The organism is Geodermatophilus sp. SYSU D00710, assembly GCF_054050195.1.
Window position 1 is genome coordinate 1 of record NZ_JBJGYX010000095.1, and the last position, 11,192, is coordinate 11,192.

The 11,192-nt window shown below is 74.6% G+C and carries 8 protein-coding genes; 6 read left to right on the forward strand and 2 right to left on the reverse strand.

The window, feature by feature from the left end:
* Nucleotides 1-57: 57 nt before the first annotated feature.
* Both ACI78U_RS24085 and ACI78U_RS24090 read right to left on the reverse strand, forming a co-directional pair.
* Entirely contained in the window at nt 58-957 is a 900-nt protein-coding gene (locus tag ACI78U_RS24085; protein ID WP_456877953.1) for a methylenetetrahydrofolate reductase, read from the reverse strand.
* Nucleotides 954-2,045, reverse strand: a complete 1,092-nt coding sequence (locus ACI78U_RS24090) for an S-(hydroxymethyl)mycothiol dehydrogenase (protein ID WP_456877954.1) — start codon at nt 2,043-2,045, stop codon at nt 954-956. The genes ACI78U_RS24085 and ACI78U_RS24090 overlap by 4 nt, the downstream gene beginning before the upstream one ends.
* A gap of 194 nt (nt 2,046-2,239) precedes the next feature.
* Between ACI78U_RS24090 and ACI78U_RS24095 the strand changes: the two genes are divergently transcribed.
* Genes ACI78U_RS24095 through ACI78U_RS24120 form a run of 6 tightly spaced genes read left to right on the forward strand, consistent with a single transcriptional unit; the run spans nt 2,240 to nt 11,031 of the window.
* Nucleotides 2,240-3,574 (forward strand): serine hydroxymethyltransferase, encoded by a 1,335-nt coding sequence (locus tag ACI78U_RS24095; protein ID WP_456877956.1) that lies wholly within the window; start codon nt 2,240-2,242, stop codon nt 3,572-3,574.
* The gene (locus ACI78U_RS24100; protein WP_456877958.1) at nt 3,571-4,803 is read left to right on the forward strand and encodes a sarcosine oxidase subunit beta family protein; all 1,233 of its coding nucleotides are present in this window, start codon (nt 3,571-3,573) and stop codon (nt 4,801-4,803) included. Before ACI78U_RS24095 ends, ACI78U_RS24100 begins: the two co-directional genes overlap by 4 nt.
* A gap of 26 nt (nt 4,804-4,829) precedes the next feature.
* Nucleotides 4,830-5,108: a sarcosine oxidase subunit delta gene (locus ACI78U_RS24105; RefSeq protein WP_456877959.1), complete on the forward strand. Its 279-nt coding sequence runs from the start codon at nt 4,830-4,832 to the stop codon at nt 5,106-5,108.
* Nucleotides 5,105-7,975, forward strand: coding sequence for a 2Fe-2S iron-sulfur cluster-binding protein (locus ACI78U_RS24110; RefSeq protein WP_456877961.1), 2,871 nt, complete (start codon nt 5,105-5,107; stop codon nt 7,973-7,975). The genes ACI78U_RS24105 and ACI78U_RS24110 overlap by 4 nt, the downstream gene beginning before the upstream one ends.
* Nucleotides 7,968-8,558 carry a sarcosine oxidase subunit gamma gene (locus ACI78U_RS24115; protein ID WP_456877963.1) on the forward strand — a complete coding sequence of 197 codons (591 nt, stop codon included), beginning with the start codon at nt 7,968-7,970 and terminating at the stop codon, nt 8,556-8,558. Before ACI78U_RS24110 ends, ACI78U_RS24115 begins: the two co-directional genes overlap by 8 nt.
* A 4-nt stretch (nt 8,559-8,562) precedes the next feature.
* A complete protein-coding gene (locus tag ACI78U_RS24120; RefSeq protein WP_456877965.1) occupies nt 8,563-11,031 on the forward strand; it encodes a GcvT family protein in 2,469 nt (822 codons plus the stop codon).
* The last annotated feature ends 161 nt before the right edge of the window (nt 11,032-11,192 follow it).

Below are 11,192 nucleotides of genomic sequence, written 5' to 3' on the forward strand. Positions count from 1 at the left end.
AACGGGGCCGGGAGGACGTCGTCCTCCCGGCCCCGTTGCCGTCCGCGGGCGTACCGCTCAGCCGTCCCCGGCGTCCGACAGGCGCGCCAGCCACTCCTGACGCCACGCCTCGGTCCGCGCCACCTCGTTGAAGGTCGACACGTGGAGGCCCTGCAGGTGGTGCCCGGGGCCGCCGAGGGCGGGTGCCAGGCGTTCGACGAGCCGGTCGGGCCGGTACCCGTGCGGGAGGAGGAAGCGCCAGAGGAGGCCGTGCTGCTTCGACAGGAAGCGGGCCGACTGCCCCAGGCCGAGCCCGGCGGAGATGCGGACCAGCTTCTGGCGCGTCACCGCTCCGGGGATGCCGACGCGGATCGGCAGGTCGACACCGCGCTGCGCGACACGGCGCGCCCAGGCCGCCGTCGTCGCGGCGGAGAAGCACAGCTGCGAGACCACGTGGGTCGCGTGCCGGGCCTTCCGCTCCAGGGCGCGCTCGACGACCTCCCGGCCGATGTGCCCGTGCCCCTCGGGATACCCGCCGATCCCCACGTGCCGGAAGCGGTGGCCGAGGCCCTCCAGCTCCTCGAGCAGGGAGAGCGCGTCCGGGTACGGGCCCACCGGCTCGGCGGCGTCGCCCCCGACGACGAACACGCCCTCGACGCCGGCGGCGTGCAGGCGGGCGACGACGTCGGCGAGGTGCGACGGGCCGTGGACCAGCCGCGCGGCCAGGTGCGGCGTGACGCCGAAGCCGTGGCCGGACAGGCGCTCGGCCAGCTCCAGCGTGGGCGTCAGGCCCCGCGCCTCGGTCACCGTCACCGTGAGCGGCACGGTCCGCGGGACGTGCTCGACGACCTGCTCCTCGGCCCCGCGCAACGGCAGGACCTCGTAGCCGGCCTCCCGCAGCGCCCGCTGCAGCGCGCCGCGGGGTCCCCGCAGCACCGGCCCGGGGGAGCCCGGGCCGGTGTCCGCCCGGACGCTCACTTGTCGAGCACCACGACCGAGCGCAGCACCTCGCCCCGGCGCAGGTCGTCGAACGCCGCCTCGACGTCGTCCAGGCCGATGACGTCGGTGACGAACCGGTCGAGCGGGAACCGCCCCTGCAGGTACAGGTCGACCAGCAACGGGAAGTCACGGCTGGGCAGGCAGTCGCCGTACCAGGAGGACCTGATGGTGCCGCCGCGGCCGAAGACCTCGATGGCGGGGAGCTCGATGCGCATGTCGGGGGCCGGCACGCCGACCATGACCACGCGGCCGGCGAGGTCGCGGGCGTAGAAGGCCTGCTCGAACACCTCGGGGCGGCCGACCGCGTCGATCGCGACGTCGACCCCGAAGCCGCCGGTGAGGGCCCGGATCGCCTCGACCGGGTCGGTCGCGCGTGAGTTGACCGTGTGCGTGGCGCCGAACTGCTTCGCCCACCCCAGCTTCCGGTCCTCGACGTCGACGGCGACGATCGTCGTCGCCCCGGCCAGCCTCGCCCCGGCGATCGCCGCGTCGCCGACGCCGCCGCAGCCGAACACCGCCACGCTCTCGCCGCGCCGGACCGCGCCGGTGTTCATCGCGGCGCCGGCGCCGGCCATCACGCCGCAGCCGAGCAGCCCCGCGGCCGTGGCGGGGGCGGCCGGGTCGACCTTCGTGCACTGGCCGGAGTGCACCAGCGTCTTCTCCACGAAGGCGCCGATGCCGAGTGCGGGGGAGAGCTCGGTGCCGTCGGTCAACGTCATCTTCTGCGCGGCGTTGTGCGTGTCGAAGCAGTACTGCGGCTCGCCCCGCCGGCACGCGCGGCACCGGCCGCAGACGGCCCGCCAGTTGAGGACGACGTAGTCGCCGACGGCGACGTCGGTGACGTCCTCGCCGACGGCGGCGACGGTGCCGGCGGCCTCGTGGCCGAGCAGGAACGGGTACTCGTCGGTGATCGAGCCGTCGCGGTAGTGCAGGTCGGTCGCACAGACTCCACAGGCCTGCACGTCAACCACCGCCTCCCCGGGGCCGGGGTCGGGCACCACGATCGTCTCGACGCTCACCGGAGCGCCCTTGCTGCGGGCGACGACGCCCCTCACCTCGTAGGCCATGACGGCGGATCTCCTCTCGGGGGACGTGCGGACCGGACGCGGGGCTGCCCTGCGGAGCGCGCCGCGGAGGCGGGCGGGGCGGGCCGGGGAGGTCGTCCCCGGGCGCCTCTTGACCCCGTCCGGCGGTCACCCTACGGTGTTGGACGACTGATATACCAGTCCTCGGCCCCATCTCATGACAGGAGGGACCCGGCATGGTCGTCCAGCTGGACGCTGCACCACCGGCCCCGGCCCGGGCTCTTCCCGACCGCGTCCTCGACCGGTCGCTGGCCGACACCGACCCCGAGGTCGCCGCCGCGATCGCCGCCGAGCTGACCCGGCAGCAGACCACGCTGGAGATGATCGCCAGCGAGAACTGTGCCCCGGTGGCGGTGATGCAGGCCCAGGGCTCGGTGCTGACCAACAAGTACGCCGAGGGCTACCCCGGCCGGCGGTACTACGGCGGCTGCGAGCACGTCGACGTCGTCGAGCAGCTGGCCATCGACCGGCTGAAGGCGCTGTTCGGCGCCGAGTACGCCAACGTGCAGCCGCACTCGGGTGCGCAGGCCAACGCCGCGGTGATGTCGGCTCTCCTGCAGCCCGGCGACACCATCCTGGGGCTGGACCTGGCGCACGGCGGCCACCTGACCCACGGGATGCGGCTGAACTTCTCCGGGAAGCTCTACGACGTCGCGGCCTACCACGTGCGGCCGGGCGACCACCGCGTCGACATGGCCGAGGTCGAGCGACTGGCCCACGAGCGACGCCCGAAGCTCGTCGTCGCGGGCTGGTCGGCCTACCCGCGGCACCTCGACTTCGCCGAGTTCCGGCGGATCGCCGACGAGGTCGGCGCCCACCTCATGGTCGACATGGCCCACTTCGCCGGGCTGGTGGCCGCCGGGCTGCACCCGTCGCCCGTCCCGCACGCCCACGTGGTCACCTCGACCACCCACAAGACCCTCGGCGGCCCGCGCGGCGGCGTCATCCTCGCCACCGCCGACCTGGCCAAGAGGTTCAACTCGTCGGTCTTCCCCGGCCAGCAGGGCGGGCCGCTCGAGCACGTGATCGCGGCCAAGGCCGTCGCCTTCAAGCTGGCCGGCGAACCAGCGTTCCGGGAGCGGCAGGAGCGCACCCTCGCCGGCGCCCGGATCCTGGCCGACCGGCTGCTGGCGCCCGACTCGCGCGGGGCGGGCATCGACGTGGTCAGCGGCGGCACCGACGTCCACCTCGTCCTGGTGGACCTGCGCGCCTCGGAGCTCGACGGCCGGCAGGCCGAGGACCGGCTGCACGCGATCGGCATCACCGTCAACCGCAACGCGGTGCCCTTCGACCCCCGCCCGCCGATGGTCAGCTCCGGTGTCCGCATCGGCACCCCCGCCCTGGCGGCGCGCGGCTTCGACGTCGACGACTTCGCCGAGGTCGCCGACGTCATCGCCACCGCGCTGCGGCCCGAGGTGGACGAGGCACAGCTGGCCGGGCTCCGCGGGAGGGTCACCCGGCTGGCCGGCCGTCACCCGCTCTACCCCGACCTGACGGAGGTCGCCCGATGAGTCCCCGCACCCCCGGCGCGGACCTGCCCGAGCACCCCGACGCCCTCTGGCGGAACCCCGAGCCGAAGCGCTCGTACGACGTCGTCATCGTCGGCGGCGGCGGGCACGGCCTGGCCACCGCCCACTACCTGGCGAAGAACCACGGCATCACCGACGTCGCGGTCCTGGAGAAGGGGTGGCTGGCAGGCGGGAACATGGCCCGCAACACCACGATCATCCGGTCCAACTACCTGTGGGACGAGAGCTCGGCCATCTACGAGCACGCCCTGGAGCTGTGGGAGGGGCTCGAGGAGGACCTCGGCTACCCGATCCTGTTCAGCCAGCGCGGCGTGCTCAACCTCGCCCACACGCTGCAGGACGTCCGCGACAGCGTGCGCCGAGTGGAGGCCAACAAGCTCAACGGCATCGACGCCGAGTGGCTCGAGCCCGACGAGGTCCGCAAGGTCTGCCCGGTCGTCAACACCTCGCCCGACATCCGCTACCCGGTCATGGGGGCCACCTACCAGCCGCGCGCCGGCATCGCCAAGCACGACTACGTGGCCTGGGGCTTCGCCCGGCGCGCCGACCAGGCCGGCATCGACCTGGTCCAGGACTGCGAGGTCACCGGCTTCCGCACCGACGGCGACCGGGTCACCGGGGTGCAGACCACCCGCGGCACGATCGCCGCCGGCCGGGTCGTCCTCTGCGCGGCCGGGCACACCTCCGTGCTGACCGATCTGCTGGGCATCCGGGTGCCGATCCAGAGCCACCCGCTGCAGGCCCTGGTCTCCGAGCTGCTCGAGCCGGTGCACCCCACGGTGGTCATGTCCAACGCCGTCCACGTGTACGTCTCCCAGGCGCACAAGGGCGAGCTGGTCATGGGCGCCGGCGTCGACTCCTACAACGGCTACGGCCAGCGCGGCGCCTTCCACGTCATCGAGCGCCAGATGGCCGCCGCCGTCGAGCTCTTCCCGGTGTTCGCCCGGGCGCACCTGCTGCGCAGCTGGGCCGGCATCGTCGACGTCAGCCCCGACGCCTCGCCGATCGTCGGGCGGACCCCCTACGACAACGTCTACCTCAACTGCGGCTGGGGCACCGGCGGGTTCAAGGCCACGCCCGGCATCGGCTGGGCCCTGGCGCACACCGTCGCCCACGACGAGCCCCACCCGACCGTGGCGCCGTTCGGCCTCGACCGCTTCGTCACCGGCGCGCTCGTCGACGAGCACGGCGCGGCCGCCGTCGCCCACTGACGTCCTTCCCCACCCAGGAGCTCTCCGTGCAACTCATCCCGTGCCCGTGGTGCGGCCCCCGCGAGGAGGTCGAGTTCTCCTACGGCGGCCAGGCCTCCGTCCCGTACCCGGACGACCCGGGCGCGCTCTCCGACGAGGAGTGGGCGCACTACGTCTTCTTCCGCGACAACCCCCGGGGCCGCTTCACCGAGCGCTGGCACCACAGCGCCGGCTGCCGCCGCTGGTTCACCGCCGTCCGCGACACCGCCACCTACCGCTTCGAGCGCGTGGACCGCCTCGACGACCCGAAGCCGGTGACCCCGTGACGAGCAGCTCCCGGACGGCCGAGGGCGGCCGCATCGACCGCACCACCACCCTCGAGTTCACCTTCGACGGGGACACCCTCACCGGCCACCCCGGCGACACGCTGGCCTCGGCCCTGCTCGCCTCCGGCCGCCACCGGGTCGCCACCAGCGTCAAGCTCGGCCGGCCGCGCGGCATCGCCGCGGCCTGGGCCGAGGACCCGGGCGGACTCGTCCAGATCGAGGAGCCCTTCCCCGAGCCCATGCTGCTGGCCACGACCGTCGAGCTCTTCGACGGGCTGGCCGCCTCCGGTCTGCCGGGACAGGGACGCCTCGCCGACGTCCCCGACTCCGCCCGGTACGACGCCGTGCACCACCACGTCGACGTGCTGGTCGTGGGGGCCGGTCCTGCGGGGCTGGCCGCGGCGCTCAGTGCCGCCCGGGCGGGGGCGAGGGTCGCGCTCGTCGACGAGCAGTCCGAGGCCGGCGGCTCGCTGCTGTCGGGCACCGACCGGCTCGACGGCGCCCCGGCGCCGGACTGGGTGGCGGGCGCGGTGGCGGAGCTGGCCGCGCACCCGGAGGTGCTGCACCTGCAGCGCACCACCGCCTTCGGCAGCTACGACGACGGCTTCGTCCTGGCGCTCGAGCGGCGCACCGACCACCTCGGAGCGGCCGCACCGCGGCACCTGTCCCGGCAGCGGGTGTGGCGCTTCCGGGCCCGCGCCGTGGTCGTGGCGACCGGGGCCCACGAGCGTCCGGTCGTGTTCGCGGACAACGACCGCCCGGGGACCATGCTCGCCGGCGCCGCCCGGACGTTCCTGCACCGGTACGGCGTGCTGCCCGGCCGCGAGGCCGTCGTCTTCACCACCAACGACAGCGCCTACGACGCCGCCCTCGACCTCTCCCGCGCCGGCGTGCGGGTGCAGGCGGTGGTCGACGCCCGCCCGGAGGGCTCGCCGCTCCGGCGCGAGGAGTGCGAGCAGGCCGGCATCCGCGTCCTGCCCGGCGCCGTCGTCACCGGCACCCGTGGCGAGGAGCGGGTCACCCACGCCCTCGTCGCCCCGTTCGCCGACGGGGAGGTCGGCGCCTCCTCCGCCGTCGCCTGTGACCTGCTCCTGGTCAGCGGCGGCTGGAACCCGGCGGTGCACCTGTTCAGCCAGGCCCGCGGCCGGCTGCGCTACGACGAGGCGCTCGGCGCGTTCGTCCCCGGGGAGGACCTCGACGGCCTCTCGGTCGCGGGCTCGGCGGCCGGCGTGTCCGACCTGGCCGGGTGCCTGGCCGACGGGCAGCGGGTGGCCCGCGCGGCACTGACCGCCCTGGCCATCGCGCCCGCGGCCGAGGACCGGCTGCCCACCGCCCCGGAGCCCGTCGCCCCGGCCGCGCCCCTGGTGCTGTGGCGGGTGCCCGACACCTCCGGCGCCGCCGGCAGCACCTCGTTCGTCGACCTGCAGCGCGACGCGACGGTCGCCGACATCGCCCGCGCGGTCGGCGCCGGCCTGCGCTCCATCGAGCACGTCAAGCGCTACACGACGATCGGGACGGCGCACGACCAGGGCAAGACCTCCGGCGTCCTCACGTCGGGCATCACCGCCGAGCTGCTGGGGATCCCGGTGCAGGACACCGGCACCACCACGTTCCGGCCGCCCTACACCCCGGTCGCCTTCGCCGCGCTGGCCGGCCGCGACCGCGGCCGGCTCTTCGACCCCGAGCGGGTCACCGCGCTGCACGACTGGCACGTCGCGGCCGGCGCGGTCCTCGAGGACGTCGGCCAGTGGAAGCGGCCCCGGTACTACCCGCGGCCCGGCGAGGACATGGAGGCCGCGGTCCTCCGCGAGTGCGCCGCGGCCCGGACCGGCGTCGGCATCCTCGACGGCTCCACTCTCGGCACGATCGACGTCCAGGGCCCCGACGCCGCCGTCCTCCTCGACCGGCTCTACACGAACCTGATGAGCAGCCTGAAGGTCGGCTCGGTCCGCTACGGCGTCATGTGCGGGGTCGACGGCATGGTCATCGACGACGGCACGGTGCTGCGGCTGGCCGAGGACCGCTTCCTCGTCCTCACCACGACCGGCGGCGCGGCGAAGGTCCTCGACTGGATGGAGGAGTGGCTCCAGACCGAGTGGCCCGACCTGCGGGTGCACTGCACGTCGGTCACCGAGCAGTGGGCCACCTTCCCCGTCGTGGGCCCCCGATCCCGCGACGTGGTCGGCGCCGTCTTCCCCGGCGTCGACGTCTCGAACGAGGCGTTCCCGTTCATGACCTGGCGGGACGCCACCCTCGAGGGGGTGCCGGTCCGGCTGGCCCGGATCAGCTTCTCCGGCGAGCTCGCCTTCGAGGTCTACGTGAACCCCTGGTACGCCGTCGCGGTGTGGCAGCGGCTGCTCGAGGCCGGCCGCCCGTTCGGCATCACGCCGTACGGCACGGAGACGATGCACGTGCTCCGCGCGGAGAAGGGCTACCCGATCATCGGGCAGGACACCGACGGCACCGTCACCCCCCACGACCTCGGCATGGCGTGGGCGGTGTCGAAGAAGAAGCCGGACTTCGTCGGCAAGCGCTCCTTCGCCCGCCCGGCCAACTCCGACCCGCTGCGCAAGCAGCTGGTCGGCCTGCTGCCCGTGGACCGGCAGACGGTGCTGCCCGAGGGGTCGCAGATCGTCGAGTTCCGGGCCGACGGCCAGCTGCCGCCCCCGCCGGTCCCGATGCTCGGGCACGTCACCTCCAGCTACCGCAGCGCCGAGCTCGGACGCCCGTTCGCCCTCGCCCTGCTCAAGGGCGGCCGGTCCCGCGTCGGCGACACCGTCCACGTCCCCGTCGGCGGCGCCCTCGTCCCGGTCGAGGTCACCGGGTCGGTGCTCGTCGACCCCGAAGGAGCCCGTCGCGATGGCTGAGCTGCTGCGCACCCACCCGCTCGAGGCGTGGACCACCCGGTTCGCGCGGCTGCCCGCCGACGTCGGCATCGCCGTCGAGCCGTACGTCGCGACGGTCGACGTCCGGCTGCCCGCGGTGGGCACCGAGGCCGCCGCGGCGCTGGGCGTGGACCTGCCGACGGCGCCGAACACCTGGGTGCCCGCCGGCTCGGGACGGGCCGTCTGGCTCGGCCCCGACGAGTGGCTGCTGACGAGCAGCACGGAGGCCCCGGAGGAGCTGGAGGCCCGCGTCCGTGCCGCCGTGGTCCCGCTGGGCGGGTCCGCGACGGACGTCTCCGCCCAGCGGATCGGTCTCCGGCTGACCGGTGCGCGGGTGCGGGACGTGCTCGCCAGGGGCTGCTCGATCGACCTGCACCCGCGGGTCTCCGGGCGTGGCCGCAGCGCGCAGACCACGCTCGGCCAGGCCGGGGTCGTCCTGCTGACGCTGTCCGACGCCGGCGACGACCACCTCGTGCTCGTCCGGTCCTCGTTCGCCGGCTACCTCGCCGACTGGCTGCTCGACGCGGCCCTCGAGTTCACCCCCACCACCGCCGGTCAGGAGTAGAGCCATGTCCACCACGCCTCGTGTGGTCGTCATCGGAGCGGGCATCGTCGGAGCCAACCTGGCCGACGAGCTGACCGCCCGCGGCTGGGACCGCGTCACCGTGGTCGACCAGGGACCCCTCCCGCTGACCGGGGGCTCCACGTCGCACGCGCCCGGGCTGGTCTTCCAGACCAACGCCTCGAAGACGATGACCGCCTTCGCGAGCTACACGGTCGAGAAGTTCCTGGGCATCGACGTCGACGGCGCCTGGTGCTTCAACCAGGTCGGCGGCCTCGAGGTCGCCACCACGCCGGAGCGGCTCGCCGACCTGCACCGCAAGCAGGGCTGGGCCACCTCCTGGGGCGTCGAGGCGCAGGTGGTCGACGTGGACGAGTGCCTCCGGCTGCACCCGCTGGTCGACCGCGACCGCATCCTCGGCGGCCTGCACATCCCGAGCGACGGCCTGGCCAAGGCGTCGCGGGCGGTCGTCGCCCTGGCCCGCCGCGCCGAGGCGCGGGGCGCCCGCTTCCAGGGGTGCACCCGGGTGACCGGGATCGAGCAGGCCGGTGGCCGGGTGACCGGCGTCCGGACCCCCGACGGCGTTCTCCCCGCCGACATCGTCGTCTCCTGCGCCGGCTTCTGGGGCCAGGAGCTCGGCGCCATGGTCGGCATGGACGTGCCCCTGCTGCCGCTGGCCCACCAGTTCGTCTGGACCGGCCAGGTGCCCGAGCTGGTCGACCGCAACGACGAGCTCGGCGAGGCGAGCCTGCCGATCCTGCGCCACCAGGACCAGGACCTCTACTACCGCGAGCGCGTCGACCGCCTCGGCATCGGGTCCTACGCCCACCGGCCGATGCCCGTCGACCTGGGCGAGCTCCCCCAGGGCGACGGCGTGCGGGAGTCGGCGATGCCCTCGATGCTGCCCTTCACGGAGGAGGACTTCGCGCCGGCGTGGGAGCAGAGCCGGCTGCTGCTGCCCTCGCTGCGGGCCACGAAGATCGACTCGGGCTTCAACGGCGTCTTCTCGTTCACCCCGGACGGCGGCCCGCTGATCGGCGAGTCGCGGGACGTGGCGGGCTTCTGGATCGCCGAGGCGGTCTGGGTGACGCACTCGGCCGGTGTCGCCCGGTCGGTGGCCCAGCTGCTCGTCGACGGCCACTCGGAGCTCGACCTGCACGGCTGCGACGTGCACCGCTTCGAGGACGTCCAGCTCGCGCCGGAGTACGTCCGCGAGACCTCGCAGCAGAACTTCGTCGAGGTCTACGACGTGGTCCACCCGCTGCAGCCGCGGCTGTCCCCGCGCGACCTGCGGGTCAGCCCCTTCCACGCCCGGCAGCAGGAGCTCGGCGCGGTGTTCCTCGAGGCCGCCGGCTGGGAGCGGCCGCACTGGTACGAGGCCAACGCGCACCTGGTGGACCGGCTGCCCGCGGAGTGGGTGCCGCCGGAGCGCGACGCCTGGGCGGGACGGTTCTGGTCGCCGATCGCGGCGGCGGAGGCGTGGCGGACCCGCACGGCCGTGGCGCTGTACGACATGACGCCGCTCAAGCGGCTGGAGGTCAGCGGCCCCGGCGCCCTCACCCTGCTGCAGCGGCTGACGACCGGCGAGATGGACAAGTCCGTCGGGTCGGTCACCTACACGCTGGCCCTCGACGAGGCCGGCGGCATCCGCAGCGACCTCACCGTCGCCCGGCTCGGCGAGCAGCTGTTCCAGGTCGGCGCCAACGGTCCCCTCGACCACGACCACCTGCTGCACGAGGCGCCGGACGACGGCAGCGTGCAGGTCCGGGACGTCACCGGCGGCACCTGCTGCATCGGCCTGTGGGGCCCGCGGGCCCGCGACCTGGTCCAGCGGGTCAGCTCCGACGACTTCTCGAACGACGGGCTGCGGTACTTCCGCGCCACGCGGGCGCGGATCGGGGGAGTGCCGGTGACGGCGATGCGGCTGTCCTACGTCGGCGAGCTGGGCTGGGAGCTCTACGCCTCCGCCGACGACGGCCGGCGGCTGTGGGACGTGCTGTGGCGCGCCGGCCAGGACCTGGGCGTGGTCGCCGCGGGCCGCGCGGCCTTCGCCAGCCTCCGGCTGGAGAAGGGCTACCGCGCCTGGGGCCACGACATGACCACCGAGCACGACCCCTACGAGGCCGGTCTCGGGTTCGCGGTCCGCCGGCAGAAGCAGTCCGACTTCGTGGGGCGGCAGGCCCTCGCCGGGAAGGGCGACGACACGGTGAGCCGCCGGCTGTCCTGCCTGACGATCGACGACGGCCGCAGCGTCGTCCTCGGCTCCGAGCCGGTGTTCGTCGAGGGCCGCCCGGCCGGCTACGTGACCAGCGCGGCCTTCGGGCACACCGTCGGCCGGCCGATCGCCTACGCCTGGCTGCCCGCCTCGGCGACCGTCGGGACGGCTGTCGAGATCGAGTACTTCGGCACCCGCATCCCCGCCACCGTCGCCGCCGAGCCGCTCGTCGACCCCGAGATGACCCGCATCCGAGGCTGATGGAGGACCCCCTCTGCCCCTTGGGGCAGCCCCTGCCTCCGGAGTCCCGGAGGCAGGCGGTCCGTCGTCCGGTGGGGACGTCCTCGCCAAAGCGCACACCCCCCCCCGCCCCACCGGGGGCGCTAACCCGCACTAGTGGGGGGGCGCCCCCCCCCCCCCCC

Excerpts from the sequence above, each read along its gene's own strand:
- ACI78U_RS24115 (WP_456877963.1), top strand. The coding sequence starts at position 7,968 with ATGGCTGAGCTGCTGCGCACCCACCCGCTCGAGGCGTGGACCACCCGG.
- ACI78U_RS24095 (WP_456877956.1), top strand. The coding sequence starts at position 2,240 with ATGGTCGTCCAGCTGGACGCTGCACCACCGGCCCCGGCCCGGGCTCTT.
- ACI78U_RS24100 (WP_456877958.1), top strand. The coding sequence starts at position 3,571 with ATGAGTCCCCGCACCCCCGGCGCGGACCTGCCCGAGCACCCCGACGCC.
- ACI78U_RS24120 (WP_456877965.1), top strand. The coding sequence starts at position 8,563 with ATGTCCACCACGCCTCGTGTGGTCGTCATCGGAGCGGGCATCGTCGGA.
- ACI78U_RS24090 (WP_456877954.1), bottom strand. The coding sequence starts at position 2,045 with ATGGCCTACGAGGTGAGGGGCGTCGTCGCCCGCAGCAAGGGCGCTCCG.